We start from the raw sequence: 26,441 nt of genomic DNA, 5'->3' as shown, positions 1-26,441 counted from the left end.
ATGTCTGGGAATATAGGGCCTGACACTGATAAGTCATTAGTCGCTGATTTTCTTGTATCAGGTAATAATGAGATTTTCACTCAGCTGCTAAAAAGGCATGAACCACAGATTAGAAGTATTGTTATTGCCACACTTGGTGTTCACTTTAGGAGTGAAGCTGAAGATGCTTGCCAAGAAGTTTATATTAAACTCTATGAAAAGGCTGATAGTTACTCGGGGAAAAGTAAGTTCAGTACTTGGCTATATCGCTTAGTAAAAAATACGGCTATTGATTATCAACGTAGGCATACGCGCCACCTTGCAACCCAAGCCTATGAAGAAGAGGAAATGATAGACTGGCACATGCCTAATGAAAAAATGAGTGTGCAAGTCAATCAGTCAATTAATGAATTTGTAGAGCGGTTACCACTGCAATATCGAACAGTCGTTTATATGTATTACTGGCAAGGGAAAACAACCACGGAAGTTTCAGAAAATTTATTAATTTCACAAGGAACCGTAAAGGGCTACTTACATCGGATCAGAAAACAAATTGCTATTATCGTAGAAGATCATGACATTTAATCGTAGTAGCGCATGAACATACTTGGGATGTGCTACTACAGTTTTCTCATAATAAAGTTATGTAATTGTTTTAAGTGTTCGGTCGATTAAATGTTTACTCAGTTTTCTCTTTAAACTCACACAAGTCTTCAATAATACACGAGCCGCATTTTGGCTTACGCGCCACACACACATAACGGCCGTGTAAAATCAGCCAGTGGTGTACGTCGACTTTAAATTCTTTAGGTACCACTTTTTCGAGTTTTTCTTCAACGGCAACCACGTCTTTACCCATGGCAAACTTGGTGCGATTTGAAACGCGATAAATATGGGTGTCGACTGCAATGGTTGGCCAGCCAAACGCGCAGTTTAAAACCACATTTGCAGTTTTGCGACCCACACCTGGTAGGGCTTCTAATGCTTCACGGTTTTCAGGTACTTCACCACCGTGTTTATCGATGAGGATCTGACACATCTTATAGACGTTATTGGCTTTAGAATTATATAAACCAATGGTTTTAATGTGATCTCTGAGTGATTCTAAGCCAATATCCAAAATACCTTGAGGGGTATTTGCTTTTGGAAATAGTTTTGCTGTTGCTTTATTTACACTCACATCGGTGGCTTGTGCTGACAAGGTGACGGCAACAAGCAACTCAAATGGGGTGGTGAAATCCAATTCCGTTTCTGGATTTGGATTGTCATCACGTAAACGGGTTAAGATCTCAAGTCTTTTGGTTTTGTTCATTGTTCGTAACCCGTTTAAGTTAAGCTAGTAACACGTGCTCTTGGTGCTTTTTCGGCTTCTTGCGTAGGCTGTGCTTTAGCTTTAATTTGCGCATCAATCACATTTTTAGCGGCAATTAATAAACCCAAACCTAAGAAGGCACCGGGCGGTAAAATGGCCACTAAGAATTGGTTATTAAATTGAAAAACTTCAATACGCAGAACCGTCGCCCAATCGCCTAATAGTAAGTTTGCACCATCAAACAAGGTACCTTGGCCAATTAACTCTCGCATTGCGCCTAGTAGCACCAGCACCACCATAAAACCTAGGCCCATCATGATGCCATCGAATGCAGATAATAGCGGGGTATTTTTAGAAGCGTAGGCTTCGGCACGACCAATAATGGCGCAGTTGGTTACGATTAATGGAATGAAGATCCCCAGCGCTTGATATAAACCGAAGGTATAAGCATTCATTAATAGCTGCACTATGGTTACAAACGCGGCAATGATCATGACAAACACAGGAATGCGAATGTCTTTTGGTACAAAATTACGTACCAATGACACAGTGACATTCGAGCCAACCAGTACCAGAAGGGTTGCGATCCCCAAGCCCATAGCATTGGTAATAGTGCTGGTTACAGCAAGTAGTGGGCATAGACCAAGTAGCTGAACAATGGCTGGGTTGTTGGCCCACATGCCATCTTTTATGAGGGTTTTATATTCGCTCATTGTGTTTCTCCTGCGCACAGGTTGTCTTTGGCAAATAAAGCATCAAAGTGTGTTGTTGCGTACCAAGCGGCTTCTCCCACTGAGCCAGTCACTGCTCTAGGCGTGATGGTCGCGCCAGTAAATTGATCAAACTCACCACCATCTTTTTTAACTGCGAAACGGCCATCATTTGCGCCATTGACTTGCATGCCATTAAATGTGGTGATCCAATCAGATCTTGAAAGCTCCACCTTATCACCAAGGCCGGGTGTTTCTTCATGACGGGTGACACGTACACCTGTGATTTCGCCACGTTTTGTAACTGCAGTTAAGATATCGATATTACCGCTATACCCTTTAGGTGTTATGTGACGAACGAGTAAAGCTGCTGGCTCAGCGTTTAATCTTGCACGATAAATAATATGCGGGCCTGCTGGGCCAAGCTCTGGCGCGTCACTTTCTACGCAGTCAAGATAGAGTTGGTTGTCGTAACGCTCACTTGGAATAACTTGAGACAGTAAAGACATCAGTTGTGCTTTTTCTTGCTCTGCGATCCGTGTTTCAGTCAGGCTCTGGACTACAGCTACACTGCCTGTGGTTGCCAATGCAAAAGCACACAAAATGGCACCATTTTTATACATAGACCTGGCTATCATTGTGCACCTCCATGACCAAATGTGCGCGGGCGACTGTAGTGATCAATCAATGGTACTGCCATATTCATGAGTAACACAGAGAAGGCCACAGCATCTGGATAGCCACCATAGGTACGGATGATATAAACCAGTACGCCAATGGCTGCACCAAAAATTAAACGGCCTCTATCTGTGGTACAAGCAGAAACCGGATCGGTGGCAATGAAGAATGCCCCTAACATGGTCGCGCCACTGAGTAGGTGGAAAACAAGACCAGCGTGGCTACCCGGTGCAATGATGTAACCCACGGCACTGCAAAATGCCAATGCAAAAATGAAGGCGATTGGAATATGCCAGTTAATAATGCCGCGCCAAAGTAAGAAAATACCACCGGCCAGATAAGCTAGGTTAACCCACATCCAGCCTTTACCGGCGTAATCGGCAAATACAGCACTTTGCATCGCTTCAGTGACAGTATAGCCCTGAGAAACAGCAGTTTTTACTGTATCGAGTGGTGTTGCCATAGTGACACCATCAACACCCGCTCTGACTTGCTCTAGGGTTAAACCTGACGTTGTGGTTTGCGTGAAAATTAAAGCAAGTTGATCAATAAAACTCACTGGTGTTACTAACAGTTCAGACACTGGCGACCAAGCTGTCATTTGCACCGGGAATGAAATAAGCAGTAAGACATAACCTGCCATAGCCGGATTGAATAAATTAAAGCCTAAACCACCATAAAGTTGTTTCACGATAACGATGGCAAAAAGGCCGCCGATGACGATGACCCACCAAGGTGCCAGAGGCGGGATACTGATTGCCAGCAGCACACCAGTTAGCCAAGCAGAGCCATCACTTAATGATGGCCAAATGGCTTTATTACGGATCTTCATGATAGCTGCTTCAAATGCACTGACAGAAATGAGTGCGATGAGTATTTGAATTAAAACAGCTGAGCCAAAAAAGTAGCACTGAGCGATGATCCCGGGTACACACGCAGCGATCACTGTCATCATTAATTTATTCAGTGCTTTATGGCTATGATTGTGGGGCGATGAAGCCATGGTTAATTTCATGACGGTTCATTTCCTTCTTCTGATTCTTGCTTTAATTGTGCTTCTTTAGCTGCTTTCTTTGCTTTGGCACGTGCAATAGCGGCTGCAACAGCTGCTTTACGCGGATCTTCTGGCTCGCTACTTTGTTCTGCTTGCTCAGTTTGAATATCAGCTTCGGCATTATCTTCGCTAGCCGCAAGCTCCGCCTCTTTGGCTGCCTTTTTCGCTTTAGCACGCGCAATAGCTGCTGCAACAGCCGCTTTACGCGGATCTTCTGGCTCGCTGCTTTGCTCTAATTGCTCAGTTTGAGTATCCGTTTCAGCATTGTCTTCACTAGTCGCTTGCTCAGCCTCTTTGGCCGCTTTCTTTGCTTTAGCACGGGCGATGGCGGCTGCTACAGCAGCCTTACGTGGATCTTCCGGCTCGCTATCAGCAACAGTTTCATCGCTTTGCTCTGCTTCTTTCGCTGCTTTTTTCGCTTTTGCTCGAGCGATGGCGGCGGCAACTGCGGCTTTACGTGGATCTTCCGGCTCGCTATCAGCAACAGTTTCATCGCTTTGCTCTGCTTCTTTAGCTGCTTTTTTCGCTTTTGCACGGGCGATAGCAGCTGCAACAGCTGCTTTGCGAGGATCTTCCGGCTCGCTATCAGATACAGCTTCATCGCTTTGCTCAGCTTCTTTCGCTGCTTTTTTCGCTTTTGCTCGAGCGATGGCCGCTGCTACAGCTGCTTTGCGCGGATCTTCTGGCTCGCTATCAGCTACTGAGCTATCGCTTTGCTCAGTATTTTTAGCTGCTTTCTTTGCTTTTGCACGGGCAATGGCGGCAGCAACTGCTGCTTTACGCGGATCTTCTGTGCTTTCAGTTTCAGCAGGCGCTTCATCTTGCTCTGCGCTTTGTGCCGCTTTCTTGCTTTTGCACGAGCGATGGCGGCGGCAACCGCGGCTTTACGCGGATCGGTAGATGCATCCGTCTGAGTTGCTTGCTGTTCTGTATTTACATCATCTGCATCGGTTTGTTGTGCGGCTTTTTTCGCTTTCGCGCGGGCAATTGCAGCAGCTACAGCAGCCTTATTATCTTTAGGCTTATCAGTACTATCATCTGTTGCTTTCTCAGCCTTGTATTGACGAGCTTGCTCTTTACGCTTAGCGCGCTCTAATGCAACAGCACTATTATCTGGTTCGAGTGAACCATCAGCCGCTTTTTTCGCTTTAGCTCGGGCAATTGCAGCTTCAACTGCTGACTTTTCTGGTGCTTTCTTACTCTTAACACGCTCAAGTGCTTCAGCCACTTTTTCTTTACTTTGTGTGGATTGAGTAGCGCGGCTAGCTGAACGTTTATGACGGTTTTGACGTTCTTCTTGTTCTCGCTCTAAACGTTCTTTACGGGCTTCGAAACGCTCTTTTGCTCGCTCAGCTTTGATTTGTTCTAGTTTTTGTTCGCGGATCTCAGCTTTGGCAACGCGGTAATATTGCACCAGTGGAATTTCACTCGGGCACACGTACGAACACGCACCACATTCAATACAATCAAACAGGTTGTATTCTTCAAGCTTTTGATACTCTTTACCCTTAGCAAACCATTGTAATTGTTGTGGTAGCAAAGTTTGCGGGCAAGCATCGGCACACGCACTACAGCGAATACAAGCTTTTTCATCGTTTGGCTCGGCCAGCTCTTGGTTGTCAGGTGCCAAAATACAGTTGGTTGTTTTGACCACAGGAATGCGCACTGTTGGCAAGGTAAAGCCCATCATTGGCCCACCCATGATAACGCGCTGTGCAGTAACAGGTTCGAACCCTTGGCTATCGAGTAGGTGCTTAATTTCGGTGCCCATCAGTGCCCAAACATTTTGTGCTTGTTTGATGGTGTTACCGGTTACAGTAACAACACGCTCAATGAGCGGTTTGCCACGAAGCACAGCGTCGCTTATCGCAAATAAAGTACCGACGTTTTGCACTAATACGCCAATATCTGCAGGAATGCCCGCACTGGGCACTTCGCGAGAAGTCAGTACTTTGATCAGTTGCTTTTCACCGCCAGAAGGGTATTTGGTTGGCACTGAGCGAACTAAGATTTTATCGTTATGTGCTGATGCTTTCTGCATCGCAGCAATAGCTTCAGGCTTGTTGTCTTCAATACCAACTAACACGTACTTTGGAGCAAGTAGGTGTTGCATGATCTCGATGCCTTGCACGATTTGCTCAGCATGTTCACGCATTAACATGTCATCGGCAGTGATATAAGGTTCACATTCAACACCATTGACAACAAAAAAATCAATTTCTGCTTGGCTGCTGGCTTTCACGTAGGTTGGGAAGCCTGCGCCACCCATACCGGCAATACCAGCGTCATGAATTTTATCGACCAGTTGCTGTTTTGAAATATCTTTGTATTGAGCAAGAGGTTCAAGCTCACACCAAGTGTCTTGACCATCAGGTTCAAGCACGATGCTCGGCTCTGGTAAAGCTGACGGGTGTGCCGATGGTCTATGTTCAATGGCGGTGATGATGCCTGAAGTCGCGGCATGGATAGGTAAAGACCAATTTCCAGCGGGTTTTGTCAGTGCTTGACCTTTTAAAATATGATCGCCCACATGGACAAGCAGTTGACCATTGGCACCAATATGCTGCTTTAACGGAATAACCAACTTATCAGGTAAGGGTAACTGGCGAATTGGGAGTTGGTTCGACAATGTTTTTTGTTCTGGTGGATGAATACCGCCAGGAAATTGCCACAGCGTTCCACGTTCAATTTGTTCAAATAACGATTCCACGGCAACCTCTAATCAATCTGAGTGACGTTAATGGCGTTTAACTGCCATTTCCATGTTTGCTTTGTTTCAGCAACAGGGATCATATCAATACAATCAACCGGGCAAGGCTCAACACATAAGTCACAACCGGTACATTCATCTTTTAACACGGTATGCATTTGCCTAGTTGCACCGACAATGGCATCAACCGGACAAGCTTGAATGCATTTAGTACAGCCGATACATTCATCTTCACGAATATATGCCACAGTTTTAACAGGCTCAGCTTCTTCGCCGCCAGCTAAAGGTTTAGGCTCAACGCCCATTAAATCGGCTAACTTTTTAATGGTGGCATCACCACCCGGTGGGCATTTATTAATTTCGTCGCCGTTGGCAATAGCTTCAGCGTAAGGGCGGCAGCCAGGGTAACCACATTGGCCACATTGTGTTTGCGGTAAAATAGCATCGACTTGGTCGACAACAGGGCTGCTTTCAACACGATATTTTACTGCGGCGTAACCGAGTATAAGGCCAAAAATCAGCGCCAGTGAACCTAGCGCAATAAGTGCATAAAACAAGGTCATGGTTAAAACTTCACTAATCCAGAAAAGCCCATAAAGGCAAGAGACATTAAGCCGGCGGTGATCATGGCAATTGAGGCACCTTTGAACGGCGTTGGTACATCTGCAACTGCAAGGCGTTCACGCAGTGCGGCAAATAAGACCAGCACCATAGAAAAACCAACTGCAGCACCAAAACCAAATACGGCTGAGCTCATAAAGGTATGCTCATTTTTAATGTTAAGCAGGGCAACACCTAATACCGCACAGTTAGTTGTGATAAGCGGTAAGAAAATACCCAGTAAACGGTATAGGGTAGGGCTGGTTTTCTTCACCACCATTTCGGTAAATTGCACCACCACAGCAATAACGAGTATGAAGCTCATGGTGCGTAAGAACTCTAATTCGAGAGGTTGCAATATATACTCGTTAACAAGGTAACTCGTTACTGAGGCTAGCGTGAGTACAAAAGTTGTGGCCATTGACATACCAACGGCAGTGTCTAATTTGCCTGATACGCCCATGAAAGGGCATAAGCCTAAGAATTGTACTAACACGAAATTATTTACTAATACTGTGCCGATCAGCAACAGAATATATTCAGTCATTATAGCCCCTAACGTTGACGCCTTTTTATTGAGTGCCTAGCGATTGTTAATTTTACCAAGTTTGGCGCTGAATATCACAACAAAAACGGCAGAATTGTTTTGATAAAAGGGTATTTTTGTAAAGATTTACGGATATACGCAGCGAAATCAAAAAAGGCCCTGAAAGGGCCTATTTTTAGTGTGGTTTAATAACCTTATATTTCTTTGGGTTTCTCTATGTAGTAACCCTGAACACCGTCGAGGCAGAGTGTCTCGACGACGTGCTTTTCTTCTTGATTTTCGACCCCTTCGGCAAACACACTCACCCCAATACGGTGAGCAAGATCGACCATCAGACGCATGAAGTATTGGTTATTCTTATCTTCTTCAAGACCACGAGTATAACTTGCATCCATCTTGATAAAATCAGGTTTCAAATCTCTGAAGAACTTAAATGAGGTTAAACCAACACCAAAGCGTTCAACGGTGATACGCGCGCCAACACGGTGAACCATATCGATAAAGCGTTTACTGGCTTTAATATTTTGCTGTAAACCAAACTCGCTCACTTCAAAAATCAGTTTCGAAGCAATATTGGCATCTTTTAACAGACGACGCTCTAACCAGATCACAAATTGATCAGAGTGGGCGCTTGACGCGGTTACATTGATACCAAAGAATTTTTCAGTGAAGTTACGGGTTTTTATGAGCTCAAGCGACGTATCTATGATCAATTTGTCGATTTCGATGGCCATCTCAAGTTTTTCTGCCATCGCCAAGAAAGACGCCGTTGGCAGCATTTGGTTATCTTCAGTTTTAAAGCGCGCTTGAATTTCGGCATAGGCTTTAACATTTTTACCAATAGGCATAATGTTTTGCATCATTAAGCTGACGCGTTTTGCTTCGATCACATCATGGATAACTTTACGCCAGTTTTGGTTACCAAAACCTGCACCAACATTATTAATAAGGTCAGATTCACGCTGAATGTGCCACGCATTCGCTTGCTTGCTTTGGGCCATGCTCATGGCATTGTCGACCACAGATAATATCTCACCCAATGGTTTGCCAGTTTCGTATGGAACAATACCTGTGTTAGCCACTGAGCTGAGCTCTTGGTTTTGTTGATATTGAGTGAATCTAGCTTGTAATGTATCACCGAAATGTTCGGCTTCTTTTGCCGGAATGTTTGGCAAGATAACCGCAAAATCAGAGCTGTTTAACCTGAAGGTTTGTCCGCCTGTGTAAGTACCACAAACATGGGTAATAATCTCTGATACTGATTTAATATACTCGTCGCCTTTTTGGTAACCACGAGTTTGGTTGATCACTTGTAGTTCACTACAACGGATCATGGCAAGGGTACCAAATGATTTTTTGTTACTTGATTCAATATGCTGCTCGTAATACTCCACGAACATGTTACGGTTACCCAGACCAGTAACCACATCTTTATAAGCTTCTTGCTTTATACTTTGTGCGGCACTCTGAATATCTTCTTGTTTACTCTTTAAGAAATGCGCTAGACGATTGAAAGAAGGCGCAAGCTCTGCACCCAGCGCTTGTACCTTACCTGCGTTAAAGTCATTTTCTATGCTGTCGGTCACCTGGTTTTGAGTAATGTACATATCTACCGCATCAGCAACAGTCATACTGACATTACGATTTAAGCGTTTATAAATTGCTTTCATATAGAGGACAGGAATAAATGCGAGTAGGGCGGTGATAAGAAACATCATGATGACAGCTTGCTGTAGAAGTTGCGCCTGACTTTGTGCATTAATAATGAATTCAATTTTAATGTCTTTGGTCACATTCACAGCAAATTGCGGGCGAATAGCATTAATATTTGATTCGATAATTTCAGCGATAAAAGGTAATGGACTATGGGTATTAACGTTTAAAACTGTGTCACCATTAAAATCTCTAACAATGAAGGTTGAAAACACATTACCATTCGCCAGAGCCTGACGAATATGCTGAGGGGTGACCTCTGCCATGGTTTTTTCTTTTATATACTGAGTCACCATTACTTGTGCACTTTGCTGTGCTTTTGACACTGCTGAATCAAAGCTTGTCGCAAAGAAAAATACACCAACAAGTGAAAACAGAAGCCAAGAGATCAACTGCACAAATATAAGTTTTTTGAAGCCTGCCATTATTGTGTCTTTCAGTTCTTTTTAGTTTTATTCCAAACTACAAATAATCTAGTCGCGATTAAGCGAGCCTAAATTTTTTGAGCGCATACTTATAGCCAAGATAATACGGTTCTTTATCGTCAACTAAGTTTAAAAATTGAGGAACAATTGTCGCAAAATAAGCAAAAATTTTAATTATTTAATTAAGCTGAGTCAGCGATTTTAAAGGAAAAAATTAACTGTAGTAGGGTAGTGCAATGTGTGAGAAAAGTCTATGAGAATCTGAATATTGGCTCCCCCTCCCCGACTCGAACGGGGGACCTGCGGATTAACAGTCCGTCGCTCTAACCAACTGAGCTAAGGGGGAACAATATAGAAGGATAGTAGTGTTGGCTCCCCCTCCCCGACTCGAACGGGGGACCTGCGGATTAACAGTCCGTCGCTCTAACCAACTGAGCTAAGGGGGAATTACACTATAACGATTGGCTCCCCCTCCCCGACTCGAACGGGGGACCTGCGGATTAACAGTCCGTCGCTCTAACCAACTGAGCTAAGGGGGAATCGTTATTATCAAGAAACTTGGCTCCCCCTCCCCGACTCGAACGGGGGACCTGCGGATTAACAGTCCGTCGCTCTAACCAACTGAGCTAAGGGGGAAGCGTGTCTCTCAACGGGGCGAAATATTAATGACCCCTTGCCAAGGTGTCAACAAATAAAATGACAGAAATTTAAAAAATCCGTTTATCCGCTGATTTTATATCCGATTTGTTGGTTTTTTAACGCAAATTTACTCTGTGGAAGTAAAGCAAATCCAAAAAAGCGAGTTTGAGATGCTTAAACATAAAATTAAAAATGTTTATTTTGCGCAGTATGAGTCATATTTTACTCAAAAGCCTTAAATATAACTTTTTAAAGAGATCTGATGTTTTCTTCTTTATGCAAGATCATGATCAATAAATTGCGAAGACTATTGTTTGTTTCATTTATTCGTGCGGTGCAGAAAATAGTCACTGAGAGAGGTTTTGAAGCATAGAATTTTTTACTGATTACTATTTGGCCTTTTAAAATAAGGGGTTATAAAAGCTAAATGAATATATTTAGATAGCTAATTCGCCTGTTGATAACTTTAAAGTTATCAACATCAGTGACTAAAGATCTTTTACTGTCACATAAAGGAAACAAAGATCCTTTTCATAGATGTATTTCTGATCTTTTGATCGCGCTATAAGTCTTTATTTTATTAGCTTTATGACACTTACCCACAGAATCTGTGGATAACATTGTTTATTAATCTTTAAAAAGTATTGCAAAGCCATATGTGTCGGGCTTTGAGAGCTTTGCAATACTTTTTACTAAATTTTTTAATCTAATAAAAACAAGGGGTTGTCGTTTTTTGTTCTGGTTTGGGTGGTTTTTGCTCATTACAGTATTTTTTATAGTCAAATAAGCGTCATACTTGTGCAAAAAAATCTCAGTGGCTACTAAAGCGACAGGTTAGTAAGTGCTTATGGAAGGTGTTTTTGTGCCTTTTTGGTGCATAGCTTGGTCTAAATGATTCAAAAGCGAAGATCTCAGAGTTGAATTAATATTTATTGTTGATAAATGATCACGATCCTCTGGGTTTAGTTTTCATGATGATCTAGAATGCTCAATCCACTGGTCGGGCTTATCTTAAGGTTTCTATTTAATATGGCATCAGCGCAGCAGTCTCAGGTCTCTAACGACATCCTTGAAGGGGACATCCCGTCCACACTCAAACGTATGACCATTCCAATGATATTTGGCATGATCACGCTGATGATGTTCAATTTAGTCGATACCTTCTTTATTAGTATGTTAGGGACTGAAGAGCTTGCGGCTGTCAGTTTTACTTTCCCTGTTACTTTTACAGTAATAAGCCTTGCAATAGGTTTAGGTATAGGTACGTCAGCGGTGATTGCCAAAGCGCTGGGGGCTAATAAAGTTGAAGAGGCAAAGTTTGATGCCACCATTGCACTTTTATTATCAGCAGTGATGGTGTTCTTGTTGTCTTTATTTGGCTTTTTAATGATAGAGCCGATTTTTAAACTACTTGGTGCTCACGCTGAAGTAATGCCACATATATATGACTATATGTCTATTTGGTTCTTGGGTAGCGTATTCTTAATCACACCTATGATTGGTAATTCAGTACTACGTGCCAGTGGTGATACTAAAACGCCAAGTATTATTATGGGCGCGGCGGGTTTGATAAATGCGATCCTCGACCCTTTGCTTATTTTCGGTATAGGCCCATTCCCTGAGTTAGGGGTTCAAGGTGCCGCGATTGCCAGCGTCATCGCTTGGTCTGTAGCGGTAGGCATTATCTTTTATTTACTTGCAGTGAAAAAGCGCCTGCTCAGTGTTAGCCCTGGAGAGCAGGGCGTTATGCAGGCAGTTAAGAAAATCCTAAAAATTGGTTTTCCTGCTGCAGGCGCGAATATGCTGACACCTATCGCCATGGCTGTTATGACAGCGATTGTCGCAACTTATGGGCCTGAAGCGGTTGCAGCTTTTGGTGTAGGTAGCCGCATTGAATCTATCGCGAGTTTAGTGGTACTTGCATTGTCGATGACATTACCGCCTTTTGTCAGTCAAAATTATGGGGCGCAGAATTATCAGCGTGTGACAGAAGCCTATAAAACTACATTAAAGTTCGTAATGGTTTGGCAGTTTGCTATTTATATCGTATTACTCATTTGTTCAGGCTTAATTAGTCAAACCTTTGGTGCTGAAAAAGAAGTTCAACGCATCATTGAGCTGTTTATTTATATCATGCCATTGAGCTACGGTTTTCAAGGGGTGATCATCTTAAGTAATTCTTCATTCAATGCGCTTCACAAACCAATGAATGCCTTGTTGCTGAGCGTGATCAGATTGTTTGTGTTTTTCGTACCATTCGCTTATTTAGGATCGCATTTAGCAGGTCTGAAAGGGTTATTTATTGGTGCTGCAATCGGTAATTTGGTCACAGCCATTGTCGCCTACAATTGGTTCTGCGCGAGTTTAAACCGTATGCAATCTGTGCCTGAGCAGGAATTAAAACATGACTGATGTATTTAAACTTCACTCCGAGTTTTCACCAAATGGTGACCAGCCAACGGCTATCGCGCAATTGTGCGATGGTTTAGAAGCGGGTCTTGCACATCAAACTTTATTGGGTGCAACGGGAACGGGTAAAACTTTTACCATGGCGAATATAATCAGTAATCTGAATCGCCCGACCATTATTCTTGCACACAATAAAACCTTGGCGGCACAGCTATATGGTGAGATGAAAGAGTTCTTTCCTGAAAATGCAGTCGAGTATTTTGTCTCATATTATGACTACTATCAGCCTGAAGCGTATGTGGTTGCAAGTGACACCTTTATAGAAAAAGATGCGTCGATAAATGAACACATCGAGCAAATGCGTTTATCGGCAACCAAAGCGTTATTAGAAAGACGAGACACCATTATTGTTGCGTCTGTGTCAGCGATTTATGGTCTGGGCGATCCTGATTCTTATATGCAGATGATGTTACTGCTGAAAGTCGGTGATACAGTTGACCAACGCGACATCCTTCGAAAGTTAGCTGAGCTGCAATATACTCGTAACGACATTGATTTCAGTCGGGGTACTTATCGTGTAAGAGGCGAGGTGATCGATATCTTCCCTGCAGAATCGGACGATATTGGTGTGCGTGTTGAAATGTTTGATGATGAAATCGAGCGTTTGAGCTTGTTTGATCCGCTTACGGGAGCCATTGAAAAACACATCGTTCGTGCAACTATCTATCCGAAAACCCACTATGTTACTCCCCGGGAGAAAATCTTAGATGCCATTGAAAAAATAAAAGATGAACTAAGAGACAGAAGAAAGCGCCTTCTCGATGACAATCGCTTAGTTGAAGAACAGCGAGTTGCTCAGCGTACACAATACGATATTGAAATGATGACCGAGCTTGGTTATTGCTCAGGCATCGAAAACTATAGCCGCTATCTTTCTGGCAGAGCGCCGGGCGAGCCGCCTCCAACGTTACTCGATTATTTGCCTGATGATGCGTTAATGATCATCGATGAGTCTCATGTGACCGTCTCTCAAGTGGGCGCCATGTATAAAGGGGATAGAAGCCGTAAAGAAAACTTAGTGGAATACGGGTTCCGCTTGCCATCGGCCATGGACAACCGACCGCTAAAATTCGATGAGTTTGAAGCGATTTCCCCACAGACGATTTATGTATCAGCGACACCCGGTGATTACGAATTAGAGAAATCAAATGGTGACGTGGCTGAGCAGGTTATTCGTCCGACAGGCTTACTTGATCCTGAATTAGAAGTACGCCCAGTTGGATCACAAGTAGACGATTTACTCTCTGAGATTTATAAACGTGTTGAGAAAAAAGAGCGCGTCTTGGTGACCACTTTAACTAAGCGCATGGCTGAAGACTTAACTGATTATCTCAATGACCACGATGTGAAGGTGCGTTATTTACACTCGGACATTGATACCGTTGAGCGTATGGAAATCATCCGCGACTTACGTAAGGGCGTATTTGATGTGCTAGTGGGCATTAACTTACTTCGAGAAGGTCTCGATATGCCAGAAGTGTCTCTTGTCGCAATTCTTGATGCAGACAAAGAAGGCTTCTTACGCTCAGCGCGCTCATTAATACAGACTATTGGTCGAGCGGCACGTCACTTAAATGGTAAAGCAATTTTATATGGTGATGTGATCACCAAATCGATGAAAAAAGCCATTGAAGAAACCGAGCGTCGTCGATCAATACAAGAAGCTTATAATGAAAAACACGGCATAGTGCCAACGGCATTGAATAAGAAAATCACGGATGTGATGGATGTCGGTGAAAGTGTCGATGAGTCATCGAGTTCACCTGTGTCAGCAAAAGTGGCTGAGCCTAAAGCGGGTTATCTAGATCCGAAGCAAATTGCAGAGCAGATCAGTGCACTGGAAACTCAAATGATGCATCATGCAAGAGAGCTAGAGTTTGAGAAGGCAGCAAAATTGCGTGATGAAATTCATCAATTACAGCAGCAATTGATCGATGCTTAGTAATTCTACGTTTTAACACTCTCAAATATTTAAAAGAGTGAAAGGTCATGACAGAGAAGAAAGCTCTGAATGTATTGGGCAGTGAATTGCAGCTGTGTTGTAGTGATCCATTAACCGGGTTTATGAGGGACGGGTTTTGCAACACAAACCATCTTGATATCGGTACTCATGTTGTGTGTGCTGTTGTAACTGAAGCGTTTTTAACGTTTACACGCTCAAGAGGCAACGACCTAAGCACGCCGATACCTGAATATGGTTTTCCAGGGTTAAAGCCAGGTGATGGCTGGTGTTTATGCGCATTACGTTGGAAAGAGGCATATGAAGCAGGTGTTGCGCCGCCAGTAAAACTTCATGCAACCCATGAAAGAGTTCTGGACTACATACCCCTAGATGCCCTAAAAGCACATAGCTTGGATGAATAAATTCATTTATCTAAAAAGGTTAACACTGGCGTTAACCTTTTTCATTTTTACTTTCGGTGTTGAGCTGAATTAAAAACGGTAGCTTAAACCTACACCCAGTGTAAATGTATCTAGGTCACCCATATCCATGTACTGGTAAGATGCATTAACACCGAAGCCATTATTAAAGTCATACTCCCAACCTAGCTCAGCAAACAAGCCCACGCCATCATCAGAGTTTAGCACTTTGCTGTTTTGTTTAATGTCGTAGTCGTAAAAGTTCGCACCTAACTTAGCATATAGGCTATTGTTTTTTGTTAGATAGTACTCACCCTTACCTGCAAACACTAAGTTACTGTACTCTAATTTATTTGCATCTAAATTAAACAGCGGCTTATCGTTATTTTTACAGGTGAATTTATTATCGTTCTCTTCAGTACATTCCCAGTCGTCAGCTTCACTGCCGCCGTTTAAACCGACTTCTAATGCTAACATTGGCGAAAACTGGTAGTTGTAATAAAGATACGCTTGACCAACTCCATCACCGTCTTTACTTGAGCCTTTATATTCAGCACCACCGCCTGAAAGCTGAATACCAACTTTATGTTTTTCTTCAGATGCTTGAGCTTGGCCCATTAGAGCCGTTGATGATAATAAAGCCATTAATAATAGTGCGCGAGTTTTCATGATGAACATTCCTGTTTGGTTTTGATGTGCTCATAGTAGAGCGCAAGCTTGTTAGAGTCTGTTGGAGGAATGTCAGCGGTTGTAGACGGAATGTATGAGAATGTGAAAAAGTGTCAAAGCTGATGTGTAGATATTTCATACCAATTCTCTTAATTAAGCGGTCTATTTTGAGGCAAGAAAAACGAGTCGATAACAAGGCGGAAATTTTGCTATTTAGTTGTTCTCGGCAATTGCTCCTGCATTGCTCTACCTTCTGCATCCATGCAGTCGTAAATAAGAAATTTTCAACGGAGTTAGCGTCAGTTTTAGTCCCTCAAAATGATTGAGTATTATTGAGGATTGGTATAATTGCTTAAATTTATAGCGAGTTTATAGCAAGCGTTCTCATAGTCTGACTGAGTTGCTCATAAATCTCTTGGGAAACTGGGTTACGCAGACTTTGACTGCGGATCAAAGCGATATTAGCACCGGGCAAAGTGGGTAACTCAGCGTCACTTAACACGCTATAGTCTGCGGTAGATATATTTGCGATTGCACCGATGGCGATACCTTGTTTTACCAAACCCAATAAAGCAGCAAGGCTGCTACAACTCGCGACGACTTGAAAGGGAACTTTTGCTTTCATAAGCCCCTCAATGGCACCTTGATGAAAGCGACAGTCAGGTTGAAATACTGCAATCGGCAAAGGTGATTTAAGGTGGGCCGTGTGCTCAGGGTTATACACCCATACACCTTTGTCTTGGCATATGAGCTGACCTTCTTCTGAGTCGGGGGAGCGGGTAATAAGCCCAAGGTCTAAATCGCCCGCATCCAACAATTGCTTGATTTTAAAACTCGGTAAACAGGTTACTCTTAAGTCTAGGTTACTGAATTGTGCATGCAGGTGCTGGATCAGCACAGGTAAAAGGTTGTCGGCATAATCATCTGGGCAACCCAGTCTGAGCAGCGTATTGCTCGCACTATGACGCATCGTCTGTAAAGTTTCATCATGGAGCTGCAATAGCTGCTTAGCATAGTGACTAAACTGGCGACCATCTTGGCTCAGGGTTAATAATCGACCTTGTTTTTCAAATAGGCATTTACCCACATCTTCTTCGAGCTTTTTCATCTGCATACTCACTGCTGCTTGGGTGCGATGCACCTGTTTTGCAGCGCGAGTAAAACTACCTGTTTCTATAAAAGCTAAAAAGCTGCGCAGCGCGTCAATATCCATTGTGATTACCTATTCGATTTTCTTATAGGTTGTATAAGAATAATCAGTTAGTCAAGGCTTATAAAAATACTTAACCTGAGCTCAGGTTATTTTCATTGACGTTAAATCACGATACAGCAGTTAACAAGGAAATCATATATGCAGCTATATATCGCTAATAAAAACTACTCGACTTGGTCATTAAGAGCTTGGCTTATGCTTGAAAAGTCAGGTGTTAACTATGAAGAGACTAAGCTCAATTTAGAAACGCCTGAATTTTTTAGCACACTTAAAAATATCACGCCTACAGCGAAAGTTCCGTGTTTGGTAGATGGTGATAGCCTTGTGTGGGAGTCTCTCGCAATTTGTGAGCATATAAGTGAAACTTATTTATCAGGGGGAGGTTGGCCGAGTGAAATCAGTCAAAGGGCAAAAGCAAGAGCGCTTGCCTCTGAAATGCATGCAGGGTTTAACGCTTTACGTAACGAAATGCCGATGAATATCCGTGCTAAGCGTAAACTTGTCTTAAGCGAACAAGCAAAACGTGATATTCAACGTATTGAGCAAATATTCACGGAGCAATATGAGCAACATCGAGGCTGGTTATTTGGTGAGTGGTCTATCGTGGATGCCATGTATGCGCCAGTGGTGTTACGTTTTCAGACTTATGGCATTGAGCTTAATGAGTTGGCAACTGCCTATATGCAGCGAGTGCTTGAGTGTCCAGCTTTGCAAAAGTGGATCAAAGCAGCCCTTGAAGAAACTGAATGGGTAGAAATGGATGAGGCTGGGGAAGATATTCTTTAACGCTCACAATTCGCCCACTCATCTTGCTCTAACCAAAATATTTTGCCAAAGCCTGCGATGAAGCGGGCTCTTACCATATTCAATTCCCAAATATGAAAGTCGGTTAGATCTTTATATTGCTCGCTACTTGGGAAGTGTTCTACAAATTGGGCAATTAAACCTTCACTGTCATCTCTAGCAAATTTAGTCGCCTCCGCGACGAGAGTTAAGCGCGATATTTGTGGGTCATCACTATCTTTTTGCTCGAAGACTGTCAGAGATAATTTGTTGTCATGAGACAAGTTTTTAGCGTGCTGAGCTATATCACTAATGAATAGATAGATTTGCCCCTTGGTATTAGCAAAAAACTGTACTGTTGAACCAAACGGGAAGCCTGGCAAAGTATTTGAATGAGTAGAGAGCACCGCAATCTTAGCGTTGGTGAGTAGCTGCTTGGCTTCTATCAGGGCTTGTTCGCGCATGGCGCTCTCCTTGTTTATACAAATGTTACTTCGGCTCGACAACCTTGTTCAGGGTTACTTTGTAGTGAGAATTGCCAATGGTATTTTGCACAAATATCTTCAACGATTTGTAAACCTACACCAAACCCTTCATAGCCTCTGGGCTTTTCATCTAGTCCTATACCTGAATCTATCACGACGACACCTGATTGACTGACGAATAAATCAACTTCGCCATCAAAAGTACAGTTTATGGCATTGTCTAATAGATTATACACAAGAGTCTGCAGCAGGATTGCTTCACAGTTTATCTCAAAAGCCTCTTGAAGTTGCCAGTGAAGAGTAACTTGATTCGCTTGGCATTTACTGTGAAGTGGTGCAATAAGTGTTTCTATCCACCTATTATCGAGTGTAATTGGAGTAGGTGCGAGTTCAGACTCTCTGGCCAAACATAAAAAGGTGTGAATTAATTCATTCACGTTATCTAAGGCATTATCGATGCCTTTCAGTTGTTTATTGTCGCCATGTCGCTTTTGTAGCACAGATACATTCCCCTTAATGGCCATCATAGGCGTTCGTAATTCATGGCTGACATAGCGAGCAAAGGTTTGCTCTCGATGAAGCATTTGTTTCATCCGTTGGCGATAATGGTTCACAGCCGTCTCGATGTGGTAGATCTCCGCGCAACTTTTCTCATTGACAATGTCTGTATCTAAATCATCTTTGTTTTTATCGCTGATATGATGCACTAAATCCTGAAGCGGTTTTGCTAAACGGCCCGCTTGAACACGGATCAGATACGTTGCGAGTAAAAAAAGTAAACCACCAGCACCGGCAAAAATAACCTCAACTTTTAATAAATCAGCATCACTCCACTCAATTGGGTTCACATCCTCAACGGCATAATAGGTGTGTGTCTGATCATCAAAAGCGGCTGCATATACACTAAATTCACTGTCATCATCAAACTGGAAAGTTTGTACACCCGTCCAACCCTCTGAGATTGCGGCTTGTATCTTTTGGGGTAAATATGAGTAATCTTTGTAGAGTGTTAGGAGTGGGTTTATCTCTATCTCAGGTGTTTCTGTCGTTGCAAACTGTTTAAAATGATGGGGGGCAATAATACTGAGTCTCTGTTCACTACTTCTATTTTCGGTATACATAATGGCAGAGCTCAATACCAATGTATAAATTGAGATAAGCATAATTGCTCCGAGCCATGTTGCTCTAAAAAGCTGTTGTTTAAGCGTTTTCATCTGTGATCAACTTATAGCCAAACTTAGGTACGGTTATTAGCATGTCTTGCTCGAATGGTTTATCAAGTGCTTTACGCAATTGGTAAATATGTCGGCGTAATAGATCTTGGTCCGGTACATCATCGGGCCAAAGTGCCTGCTCAATGGTCTCTCGAGTAACTGGGTTTGGGCTCTGATGAGCTAATGTCAGTAAAATTTTATAGCCACTGGGATTGAGCTTGATTGACTGACCGGCTCGGCTGACTGTTCGAGTATTTAAATCAATCATTAATGAACCCACATTTAATTGTGTTTTAAAACCAACGCCTTGGGTGCGTCTGATAACCGCTTTGATCCTCGCTTCTAAGAGCATAAGGTCAAAAGGCTTAATGATGTAGTCATCCGCACCGCAATTTAAGCCACCTAGCATGTCTTGTTGGGTATCTCGGGCTGTAAGCATGATGATTGGGGTATTGTTTCCTTGTGCGCGTAAGCGTTTACAAATTTCGATGCCGTCGAGACTAGGCAGCATGATGTCTAAAATAATACAGTCATAGCGATTAGCGCAGGCCAATTGCAGCCCCATAATGCCATTGGCTGCATAGTCTAATTCATAATGTTCTTCTTCAAAGTAGTCGAAGATGGTCTCAGCGACTTGCTGAGAATCTTCGACCAATAAAATGCTCAGCGACTTTTCTGTGTGCACGTCAGTAGAACCCCTTTGTGACTCGTGTTAATAGTTAAGCAGGTATGCGTGCTGGGTAAAGTGAGTATCTTTTTTTGTGTATGTGTCAGCACCAAATAGCTTTGTTTCTGAGTATTAAGTATGTCTGATAGTTCAGCAACTTGCTCAATTAATTGTGCTTTGCCACAACTGTAGAAGCGTGCTGAAAATGGTCGTTTTTCTATATAAAACACAGGCACCGAAGGGCAAGGCTTCGCAATCACTTCGAGTAGTTCGATTTCAGAGTACTTACTGTGCCAGCCTTTAATGACAGCTGTGATGATTAAACTATATAGTGCTAAGCAAACTAGACCGATAGTAAAAAGCTGCTTACCAGCCTTTGTTTGTAATACGGGTTTATTCGATACCGTTAGCTGTTTTTCATGTGAAAACACGATGGTCATCAGTAGTGCAAATGCAGGTAAGCCTGGAAGTACATAAGCAGATAAAATATTGCTCGCCAGTGTAAATAACAGCATTGGTGCAATAGCCCAAGCAATCAGGTAGCGATTTAAGTCTGCTTTGCATAAGGCTTTTAATTGTTTCGGTGCGGTGAGTAATTTGAAGATTAAGATAAACGACCAAGGGCATGCCACACCTAGCCAGAATAGCCATATTGTACCTTTAGTTTCTAGATGAGCGCTGCCATATAAGTCACCTTGCCAACCTGGCTCTAAAAAGCGTTGAATATGCTCGCCAATAATGAAGTAATTTATAAAGCCCGGCGTCTTTTGCTCAGCAAGCAGATACCATGGCGCAAAAGTTACGATAAAGACGGTGAGTCCTAACACCCAAGGTAACGACTTTATGGCATTGAGTAGCTGGTTTTGCCAAATAGCCCAAACGACAAGGGCAATCCCTATGATAACAACGGCAACAGGACCTTTGATAAGCATGCCTAGTCCACATGCGAAGAAGAAAACAAGGCCTGCAAGACGGCTTTTTTCTGTATAGCAGAGCCAAAAGCTGGTCATGGCTAAAGTACTTGCAAAAAGGAGTGCCGGATCGGTCATCACCATGCTGGTGGCGACAAAAAAGCCCAGACTCGTTACCAAAATAAAACTGCTATATATGGCAAGAGTCTGACCTAGAATACGTTTGGTAAATGCGAAAAGTAATGCAACTGTTGCCGCGCCCATTAACCAATGTGCAAAGCGCGCGCTCCATTCATTGATACCAAATAGTTCAAAGCTGAGCGCGGTGATCCAAGTATGGACAGGTGGCTTGCCCCAAAACGGCACATTGATATCAAACCAAGGGGTGATCCAATCTTGGCTTTGCACCATTAATCTGGCTATCTCTGCATATCTTGCCTCTGTGGTATCGTACAGCGGATACATGCCCAATGTGAATAATCTGATTAATAGCAGTAGAGCAGTAATGACCAACAAGCAATGACTAAACCTCATGGCGCTGCTCCGCAGTGTGACAAGGTTTATAGTGCTCTGTCATGACTAAATAGATAGGTCGCTGTTTTGCTTCGGTAAACAGCCTTGCAATGTATTCCCCTAGAATGCCAATCGCCAGCAATTGCACTCCACCCAAGGCGAGCATAGTGAGCATCATACTCGGGTAACCTTGTACGACTTCGCCGAATACCAGCGTCTTTATCACCACCCAAGCGGCAAAAATGAAGGCATATAAAGACACTAATGCCCCCATCCAAGTTGCAAAACGCAGCGGTTTGACACTAAACGAGGTGATCCCTGACAAGGCGAGTTTGATAAGTTGAAAGTAGTTCCACTTGGTGGTGCCAGCTGCGCGTTCGGGGCGTTCAAATTCTAATGTTATTTGTTTAAAGCCGGGCCAGCTCATTAAACCTTTCATGTAGCGATTTCGCTCTGGGAGTTGTTTAATTGCCTCAACGACATTGCGAGATAATAATCTGAAGTCTCCGACATCTTCAGCAACAGGGCTGTCTGATACCCAATTTAGAAGGCGGTAATAAGCATGCGCACTGGCTATTTTGAACCAAGATTCGCCTTGACGACTTGCACGTTTCATATTGACCACGTCAGCACCGTGTTGCCAAGCTTGTATCATTTCAGGGAGCAATTCAGGCGGGTCTTGTAAATCGGCATCAAGTAGCACCACGGCATCACCAGTTGCATGTTCGAGGCCTGCCGTAACGGCTGCTTCTTTGCCAAAGTTACGGCTCAGTTGTAAGCATCGAACATCACAGAATTGATGAGTCAGGCTTTGCAGAATTTGCCATGAGTCGTCATGACTGCCGTCATCGATATATACAAGTTCGAAATGACATTGTTTAATGCCTGCGCTCACCGAGCATACTCTATGGTGAAATGCTCTAAGTACCTCTTGCTCGTTAAATACAGGCACAATGAGGCTGATAACAGGTTTGTTTTGCGACCCTTCTTTTTGCTGTTCAATGAATACTTCTTTTTGAGAGTGTGTATCACTAGAAGGGCTCAGCTTAACCAATGAAAGTGGTGTCATTTTGACTACTCCGAGTTGTTCAATACGTACAGTCTAAACAGGAGAATGTCGAAAAAATGTCTTCATTGATTCACTGAGCTGTAGACATTTTTTAGACCAGCCTTTTTGTAGTTTTTAACGGTGTTTTCATTTTGGAGATCGATGTTTGGGTCAGCAGTTTATTAAATTTGCCATGGTGGGGGTCCTCGGTTTTGTGGCTGACCTACTGATTTTTTATCTTCTGGTTTTCATGAATATAGAGAGTTTGCTTGCACGGGTATGTGCTTTTTGGTGCGCTACAATAATAACTTGGTTGGGCAATCGTTTTTTTACTTTTGCAGTTTATGACTCAGGTTGGTTTAAACAACTTATTCGGCATCTATCGGTGAGTCATTTATTTGGAATGGTGAATATCAGTGTGTTTTATTGCCTTAGTTTGATTGTGCCACTCTTTTTGGCTTTTGTGGTAGGTACAGCAATTGCTATGCTAGGGAATTATACTTTTAGCAAGTTTTGGGTATTTTCTAAGAAAGATGAAAAAGCCGCAACCAGAAAGGTCACGGCTTAGCACTCACTTTACATGTTGAAGTGACGATTAAAGAAGTTTGTGATCGTCTGATGTAAGTGTGTTTGTACTTTTTTACCACGCAAGCTGTGCTTAGAGCCTGGATAAGTCATCATTTCAAATGGCTTAGCATCGTCTTGCAGTTGCTTAAATAGCTTAGTTGCGTGTGTGAATAATACGTTGTCATCGGCCATACCGTGATAGATCATCAATGGACCTTTTAGGCCATCAGCATACGGGAATACCGCACTCATTTCGTAGCCTTTTGCATTTGTCGCAGGGTGACCTAAATAACGCTCAGTGTAGTGTGTGTCATACAGTGCCCAATCAGTTACTGGTGCACCAGAAACACCCGCTTGGAAGTAGTCGCCTGCTTTGAACATGGTCATAAGTGCCATGTAACCACCGTAACTGTGACCATAGATACCAATGCGGTTTGCGTCAACATAATCTAGCGTGCGTAAGAACTCAACGCCGCGGATCTGATCTTGTACTTCAACTTCACCTAAGTACTTGTAGATAGGATCTTCAAACTTTTTACCACGATTGTAAGAACCACGGTTATCTAATTGGAAGATCACATAACCTTGTTGCGCCATGTATTGGAAATATAAGTTTTTGCTACGCCAGCTATTAGTTACACGTTGTGCGTGTGGACCACCGTAAACGTTAACCATAACAGGGTGCTTTTTACCTTTTTCCATGTTCGCAGGTTTGAAGATACGGTAGTGCATTAGCTGACCGTCTTCTGCTTTTAGTGTGCCGTACTCTGGCTCAACTAAGTTGCTTAGGTAAGGAGTCAGTGGGTGCTTGTCATCTAGTTTGTTTTCTTCTAACCAAGTGATGAAATCACCGTTCACTTTACGTAATGCAACAGAACTTGGTTTGTTTACTGATGAGCTCTTATCGATAAATGTTTTAGCATCTTTTGCAACAACTACACGGTGGAAGCTACCAGGTTGAGTGATGCGTGTGATATGCCCTTTTTTGAATAGCGGTACGCTGTAAAGGTGGCTTTCTAACGGTGTATCTTTACGACCAGAGAAGTAAACAATGCCTTTTTTCTCATCGATTGCCTTAATGCTTTCAACAATCCAGTCACCTTTTGTGATTTGGCGAATAAGTGTGCCATCTGTGCGGTATAAGTAAAGGTGCTTAAAGCCATCACGCTCTGAGGCCCAAACAAAATGCTTTTTGTCTTTTAAGAAGCGAAGGTCAAAGTGCAAGTTAATCCATGTATCGCTGGTTTCAGTCAGTGCCACTTTTTGTGTTTTACGTTTGCTGTCGTAGAAACGCAATTCAAGTTTCTGCTGAGAGCGATTTTGCCATTGGTATGACAGTGTTTTATTGTCTTTTAACCACTTAGCGCGGGCAATATAAATATCTTTGTCTTCGCCAAGGTCAATCCAATCTACTTTTTGGTCGTTTAGCTTTACCACACCCAGTTCAATTTCTACGTTTGGTGTGCCCGTAAACGGGTAACGTTGGTTGAAGAGCTTTACTTCGTCAGCGTAAATCTCGTTACGAATGGCTTCTTGTACTGGGCTTTCGTCGATACGGGTGAAAGCAATCTTGCTCTCATCACCAGACCACCAGTAACCCGTCATACGGCTCATTTCTTCTTGGGCTACGAACTCAGCCATACCATTTTTAATGGTGCCGCCACCGTCTTTGCTTAATTGAATTTCTTTACCTGAGCTTAACTCTAGGGCATATAGGTTTTGCTCACGAATGAAGGAAACAAAGTTACCTTTTGGCGAGAAACGCGCATCAGTTTCAAATGCTTCAGTGTTAGTTAGCTTTCGGCTTTTGCCCGATGCAATTTGGTAGTAGTACAAGTCGCCATTAAGTGGGAAAAGCAATGCTTTACCATCTGCTGACCATTTGTATTCTAAAATACCACGACCAAAAATACGCTGGCGTTCACGACGGGCTTTTTCTTCGTCAGATAAGGTTTCAGGACCAGAGAAAAGTGCTTGAGAGTCAACTAATAGGCGATTTGTGTTGTCTTTTAAGTTGTATTCCCATAAATCATAACGGTTGTAGTCATCCACTTTACCTTGTAGGTAAGTAACACGACTGCCGTCAGGAGAGAACTTAAGTTGCACAGGGGCTTTACCAGCCAAACCTGGATCATCAAAAATACGCTCAAGGGTTAATGGTTGTGCAACGGCTGAGGTTGCAGCGGCCATTAACGGTAAGCTTAGCGCCATTGATTTGAATGTAATGCGCACAAAATCACCTTGTTAGTTATTAAAAGTAGAGCGATGGTAACGGCAAGCATGGGCATTGGCAATGTATTAGGATAAAGTGAGCAATATAATTGAAAGAGGATTTTTATTATGGCATTTGAATTAGCGCCTGAATTACAACGAGATTGCATTGAACTGGCTGATTGGTCACTGTGCAAAGTACTTTTGATGAACGACAGTCAGTACCCTTGGTTTATACTCGTACCACGTGTTGAAGATTGCCGTGAAATCATTGATTTAGATGAAGCACTACAAGCTCAGTTTTGGCAAGAGTCGGCACAGCTAAGCCGTACATTACAAGCGGTATTTAGCCCAGATAAGCTCAATGTTGCAGCGCTAGGTAATATGGTCCCTCAGCTACACGTTCATCATATCGCTCGCTTTACCAATGATGTTGCTTGGCCAAAACCTGTGTGGGGACTTCATCCTGCTAAACCTTACACCGACGAGCAAATTGCTGAACTTAAAAAGGTGTTCTAGCTTCTAATAAAACCTATAGGAAGTAAAAGTATGAGTCGTGAGTATAAATATCAAAATGAAACCGGGACTAAAATCGGCAAGTGGTATTTAAATCGACTCGACTATTTTGAGTTTTATGGTTTTCCCGGTGAGTGGAAAATAAAAGCGAAGTGCTTAGTCTGCTTAGGCTTATCAATCTGGCTAATTAAATTCTTGCCGGTTTTCTTTGCGCCAATATTGGTTTGGGTGGCGTATGTGTCAATCCGTACTTTTGTTATTTTGATTGAAAAAAAGTGTCGTTACCGTGGTTACTTTCTCTTTCCTGAAAAGATAATCAATTTTTTTAGAGAGTACCGAAAAGATGTAGATGTCACAGATTTTGATAGCTTGGCAACCGCAGATAAAGCGGATCAAGGAAAGGATCTTGCTAATAAACGTTTTAAGGATAAACATTATTAAAAAGCC

At 42.8% G+C, this 26,441-nt stretch carries 23 protein-coding genes, 4 tRNA genes and 1 pseudogene; 8 read left to right on the top strand and 20 right to left on the bottom strand.

Annotation, left to right across the window (positions count from 1 at the left end):
- Complete coding sequence (locus ACXAC4_RS13145; protein WP_475162351.1) at window positions 1–564, top strand: RNA polymerase sigma factor; 564 nt, start codon at window positions 1–3, stop codon at window positions 562–564.
- A gap of 94 nt (window positions 565–658) precedes the next feature.
- Here the strand turns inward: ACXAC4_RS13145 and nth are convergent, their stop codons facing one another.
- The 12 genes and pseudogenes from nth to ACXAC4_RS13085 form a co-directional block, all read right to left on the bottom strand.
- Window positions 659–1,291 (bottom strand): endonuclease III, encoded by a 633-nt coding sequence (gene nth, locus ACXAC4_RS13140; protein ID WP_404393719.1) that lies wholly within the window; start codon window positions 1,289–1,291, stop codon window positions 659–661.
- A gap of 14 nt (window positions 1,292–1,305) precedes the next feature.
- Window positions 1,306–2,004, bottom strand: coding sequence for an electron transport complex subunit E (locus tag ACXAC4_RS13135; protein ID WP_475162342.1), 699 nt, complete (start codon window positions 2,002–2,004; stop codon window positions 1,306–1,308).
- Window positions 2,001–2,639: an electron transport complex subunit RsxG gene (rsxG, locus tag ACXAC4_RS13130; RefSeq protein ID WP_475162338.1), complete on the bottom strand. Its 639-nt coding sequence runs from the start codon at window positions 2,637–2,639 to the stop codon at window positions 2,001–2,003. Before rsxG ends, ACXAC4_RS13135 begins: the two co-directional genes overlap by 4 nt.
- Window positions 2,636–3,694 carry an electron transport complex subunit RsxD gene (rsxD, locus tag ACXAC4_RS13125; protein WP_475162336.1) on the bottom strand — a complete coding sequence of 353 codons (1,059 nt, stop codon included), beginning with the start codon at window positions 3,692–3,694 and terminating at the stop codon, window positions 2,636–2,638. Before rsxD ends, rsxG begins: the two co-directional genes overlap by 4 nt.
- A gap of 329 nt (window positions 3,695–4,023) precedes the next feature.
- A pseudogene (gene rsxC, locus ACXAC4_RS13120) lies at window positions 4,024–6,443 on the bottom strand (electron transport complex subunit RsxC); the annotation flags it as partial.
- 8 nt (window positions 6,444–6,451) lie between these two features.
- Entirely contained in the window at window positions 6,452–7,006 is a 555-nt protein-coding gene (gene rsxB, locus ACXAC4_RS13115) for an electron transport complex subunit RsxB (RefSeq protein ID WP_058030772.1), read from the bottom strand.
- A 2-nt stretch (window positions 7,007–7,008) separates the two neighbouring features.
- Complete coding sequence (gene rsxA / locus ACXAC4_RS13110) at window positions 7,009–7,590, bottom strand: electron transport complex subunit RsxA (RefSeq protein WP_058030771.1); 582 nt, start codon at window positions 7,588–7,590, stop codon at window positions 7,009–7,011.
- A gap of 194 nt (window positions 7,591–7,784) precedes the next feature.
- Window positions 7,785–9,728 carry an EAL domain-containing protein gene (locus tag ACXAC4_RS13105; protein WP_475162326.1) on the bottom strand — a complete coding sequence of 648 codons (1,944 nt, stop codon included), beginning with the start codon at window positions 9,726–9,728 and terminating at the stop codon, window positions 7,785–7,787.
- 269 nt (window positions 9,729–9,997) lie between these two features.
- Window positions 9,998–10,074, bottom strand: a tRNA-Asn gene (locus tag ACXAC4_RS13100).
- A gap of 23 nt (window positions 10,075–10,097) precedes the next feature.
- Window positions 10,098–10,174, bottom strand: a tRNA-Asn gene (locus tag ACXAC4_RS13095).
- Between the two features lie 16 nt (window positions 10,175–10,190).
- Window positions 10,191–10,267, bottom strand: a tRNA-Asn gene (locus tag ACXAC4_RS13090).
- 20 nt (window positions 10,268–10,287) lie between these two features.
- Window positions 10,288–10,364, bottom strand: a tRNA-Asn gene (locus tag ACXAC4_RS13085).
- 1,032 nt (window positions 10,365–11,396) lie between these two features.
- Here ACXAC4_RS13085 and ACXAC4_RS13080 point away from each other — a divergent pair.
- The 3 genes from ACXAC4_RS13080 to ACXAC4_RS13070 are packed head-to-tail and all read left to right on the top strand — an operon-like array spanning window position 11,397 to window position 15,200.
- Window positions 11,397–12,779 (top strand): MATE family efflux transporter, encoded by a 1,383-nt coding sequence (locus ACXAC4_RS13080; protein ID WP_138633163.1) that lies wholly within the window; start codon window positions 11,397–11,399, stop codon window positions 12,777–12,779.
- Window positions 12,772–14,778 (top strand): excinuclease ABC subunit UvrB, encoded by a 2,007-nt coding sequence (gene uvrB, locus ACXAC4_RS13075; protein ID WP_138562061.1) that lies wholly within the window; start codon window positions 12,772–12,774, stop codon window positions 14,776–14,778. The genes ACXAC4_RS13080 and uvrB overlap by 8 nt, the downstream gene beginning before the upstream one ends.
- Before the next feature lie 47 nt (window positions 14,779–14,825).
- A complete protein-coding gene (locus tag ACXAC4_RS13070; RefSeq protein ID WP_475162318.1) occupies window positions 14,826–15,200 on the top strand; it encodes a DUF2237 family protein in 375 nt (124 codons plus the stop codon).
- A gap of 69 nt (window positions 15,201–15,269) precedes the next feature.
- On the opposite strand, the gene ACXAC4_RS13065 is transcribed toward ACXAC4_RS13070, so the two are convergent.
- A complete protein-coding gene (locus ACXAC4_RS13065) occupies window positions 15,270–15,866 on the bottom strand; it encodes a porin family protein (RefSeq protein ID WP_475162315.1) in 597 nt (198 codons plus the stop codon).
- Window positions 15,867–16,224: 358 nt separating this feature from the next.
- Window positions 16,225–17,079: a LysR substrate-binding domain-containing protein gene (locus ACXAC4_RS13060; protein ID WP_475162314.1), complete on the bottom strand. Its 855-nt coding sequence runs from the start codon at window positions 17,077–17,079 to the stop codon at window positions 16,225–16,227.
- 138 nt (window positions 17,080–17,217) lie between these two features.
- Here ACXAC4_RS13060 and ACXAC4_RS13055 point away from each other — a divergent pair, with 138 nt between their 5' ends.
- Window positions 17,218–17,865 carry a glutathione S-transferase family protein gene (locus tag ACXAC4_RS13055; protein WP_475162311.1) on the top strand — a complete coding sequence of 216 codons (648 nt, stop codon included), beginning with the start codon at window positions 17,218–17,220 and terminating at the stop codon, window positions 17,863–17,865.
- Here ACXAC4_RS13055 and ACXAC4_RS13050 read toward each other — a convergent pair.
- Genes ACXAC4_RS13050 through ACXAC4_RS13030 form a run of 5 tightly spaced genes read right to left on the bottom strand, consistent with a single transcriptional unit; the run spans window position 17,862 to window position 22,721 of the window.
- Complete coding sequence (locus ACXAC4_RS13050) at window positions 17,862–18,326, bottom strand: HugZ family pyridoxamine 5'-phosphate oxidase (protein ID WP_475162309.1); 465 nt, start codon at window positions 18,324–18,326, stop codon at window positions 17,862–17,864. The genes ACXAC4_RS13055 and ACXAC4_RS13050 overlap by 4 nt on opposite strands.
- Window positions 18,327–18,340: 14 nt before the next feature.
- Window positions 18,341–19,561, bottom strand: a complete 1,221-nt coding sequence (locus ACXAC4_RS13045; RefSeq protein ID WP_475162306.1) for a sensor histidine kinase — start codon at window positions 19,559–19,561, stop codon at window positions 18,341–18,343.
- Window positions 19,548–20,246: a response regulator transcription factor gene (locus tag ACXAC4_RS13040; protein WP_475162304.1), complete on the bottom strand. Its 699-nt coding sequence runs from the start codon at window positions 20,244–20,246 to the stop codon at window positions 19,548–19,550. The genes ACXAC4_RS13045 and ACXAC4_RS13040 overlap by 14 nt, the downstream gene beginning before the upstream one ends.
- Window positions 20,225–21,673 carry an ArnT family glycosyltransferase gene (locus ACXAC4_RS13035; protein ID WP_475162300.1) on the bottom strand — a complete coding sequence of 483 codons (1,449 nt, stop codon included), beginning with the start codon at window positions 21,671–21,673 and terminating at the stop codon, window positions 20,225–20,227. Before ACXAC4_RS13035 ends, ACXAC4_RS13040 begins: the two co-directional genes overlap by 22 nt.
- Window positions 21,663–22,721 carry a glycosyltransferase family 2 protein gene (locus tag ACXAC4_RS13030; protein ID WP_475162299.1) on the bottom strand — a complete coding sequence of 353 codons (1,059 nt, stop codon included), beginning with the start codon at window positions 22,719–22,721 and terminating at the stop codon, window positions 21,663–21,665. The genes ACXAC4_RS13035 and ACXAC4_RS13030 overlap by 11 nt, the downstream gene beginning before the upstream one ends.
- Before the next feature lie 145 nt (window positions 22,722–22,866).
- Between ACXAC4_RS13030 and ACXAC4_RS13025 the strand changes: the two genes are divergently transcribed.
- Complete coding sequence (locus ACXAC4_RS13025) at window positions 22,867–23,268, top strand: GtrA family protein (RefSeq protein ID WP_475162296.1); 402 nt, start codon at window positions 22,867–22,869, stop codon at window positions 23,266–23,268.
- Window positions 23,269–23,276: 8 nt separating this feature from the next.
- On the opposite strand, the gene ACXAC4_RS13020 is transcribed toward ACXAC4_RS13025, so the two are convergent.
- Entirely contained in the window at window positions 23,277–25,478 is a 2,202-nt protein-coding gene (locus ACXAC4_RS13020; protein ID WP_475164127.1) for a S9 family peptidase, read from the bottom strand.
- A gap of 129 nt (window positions 25,479–25,607) precedes the next feature.
- Between ACXAC4_RS13020 and ACXAC4_RS13015 the strand changes: the two genes are divergently transcribed.
- Together ACXAC4_RS13015 and ACXAC4_RS13010 are read left to right on the top strand one after the other, a co-directional pair.
- A complete protein-coding gene (locus tag ACXAC4_RS13015) occupies window positions 25,608–25,997 on the top strand; it encodes an HIT domain-containing protein (RefSeq protein ID WP_349285610.1) in 390 nt (129 codons plus the stop codon).
- Between the two features lie 30 nt (window positions 25,998–26,027).
- On the top strand, window positions 26,028–26,435 hold the full coding sequence (locus tag ACXAC4_RS13010; RefSeq protein WP_475162294.1) for a hypothetical protein: 408 nt from the start codon (window positions 26,028–26,030) through the stop codon (window positions 26,433–26,435).
- Window positions 26,436–26,441: the final 6 nt, after the last annotated feature.

Source organism: Pseudoalteromonas sp. AWM4_233 (assembly GCF_056158285.1).
Note: the sequence above shows the minus strand (reverse complement) of the source record. Positions and strands in the feature narration are given on the sequence as shown.

Bases quoted from the DNA above. Each gene is read 5' to 3' on its own strand.
- ACXAC4_RS13145 (WP_475162351.1), top strand. From the start codon at position 1: ATGTCTGGGAATATAGGGCCTGACACTGATAAGTCATTAGTCGCTGAT.
- nth (WP_404393719.1), bottom strand. From the start codon at position 1,291: ATGAACAAAACCAAAAGACTTGAGATCTTAACCCGTTTACGTGATGAC.
- ACXAC4_RS13135 (WP_475162342.1), bottom strand. From the start codon at position 2,004: ATGAGCGAATATAAAACCCTCATAAAAGATGGCATGTGGGCCAACAAC.
- rsxG (WP_475162338.1), bottom strand. From the start codon at position 2,639: ATGATAGCCAGGTCTATGTATAAAAATGGTGCCATTTTGTGTGCTTTT.
- rsxD (WP_475162336.1), bottom strand. From the start codon at position 3,694: ATGAAATTAACCATGGCTTCATCGCCCCACAATCATAGCCATAAAGCA.
- rsxB (WP_058030772.1), bottom strand. From the start codon at position 7,006: ATGACCTTGTTTTATGCACTTATTGCGCTAGGTTCACTGGCGCTGATT.
- rsxA (WP_058030771.1), bottom strand. From the start codon at position 7,590: ATGACTGAATATATTCTGTTGCTGATCGGCACAGTATTAGTAAATAAT.
- ACXAC4_RS13105 (WP_475162326.1), bottom strand. From the start codon at position 9,728: ATGGCAGGCTTCAAAAAACTTATATTTGTGCAGTTGATCTCTTGGCTT.
- ACXAC4_RS13080 (WP_138633163.1), top strand. From the start codon at position 11,397: ATGGCATCAGCGCAGCAGTCTCAGGTCTCTAACGACATCCTTGAAGGG.
- uvrB (WP_138562061.1), top strand. From the start codon at position 12,772: ATGACTGATGTATTTAAACTTCACTCCGAGTTTTCACCAAATGGTGAC.
- ACXAC4_RS13070 (WP_475162318.1), top strand. From the start codon at position 14,826: ATGACAGAGAAGAAAGCTCTGAATGTATTGGGCAGTGAATTGCAGCTG.
- ACXAC4_RS13065 (WP_475162315.1), bottom strand. From the start codon at position 15,866: ATGAAAACTCGCGCACTATTATTAATGGCTTTATTATCATCAACGGCT.
- ACXAC4_RS13060 (WP_475162314.1), bottom strand. From the start codon at position 17,079: ATGGATATTGACGCGCTGCGCAGCTTTTTAGCTTTTATAGAAACAGGT.
- ACXAC4_RS13055 (WP_475162311.1), top strand. From the start codon at position 17,218: ATGCAGCTATATATCGCTAATAAAAACTACTCGACTTGGTCATTAAGA.
- ACXAC4_RS13050 (WP_475162309.1), bottom strand. From the start codon at position 18,326: ATGCGCGAACAAGCCCTGATAGAAGCCAAGCAGCTACTCACCAACGCT.
- ACXAC4_RS13045 (WP_475162306.1), bottom strand. From the start codon at position 19,561: ATGAAAACGCTTAAACAACAGCTTTTTAGAGCAACATGGCTCGGAGCA.
- ACXAC4_RS13035 (WP_475162300.1), bottom strand. From the start codon at position 21,673: ATGAGGTTTAGTCATTGCTTGTTGGTCATTACTGCTCTACTGCTATTA.
- ACXAC4_RS13030 (WP_475162299.1), bottom strand. From the start codon at position 22,721: ATGACACCACTTTCATTGGTTAAGCTGAGCCCTTCTAGTGATACACAC.
- ACXAC4_RS13020 (WP_475164127.1), bottom strand. From the start codon at position 25,478: ATGGCGCTAAGCTTACCGTTAATGGCCGCTGCAACCTCAGCCGTTGCA.
- ACXAC4_RS13015 (WP_349285610.1), top strand. From the start codon at position 25,608: ATGGCATTTGAATTAGCGCCTGAATTACAACGAGATTGCATTGAACTG.
- ACXAC4_RS13010 (WP_475162294.1), top strand. From the start codon at position 26,028: ATGAGTCGTGAGTATAAATATCAAAATGAAACCGGGACTAAAATCGGC.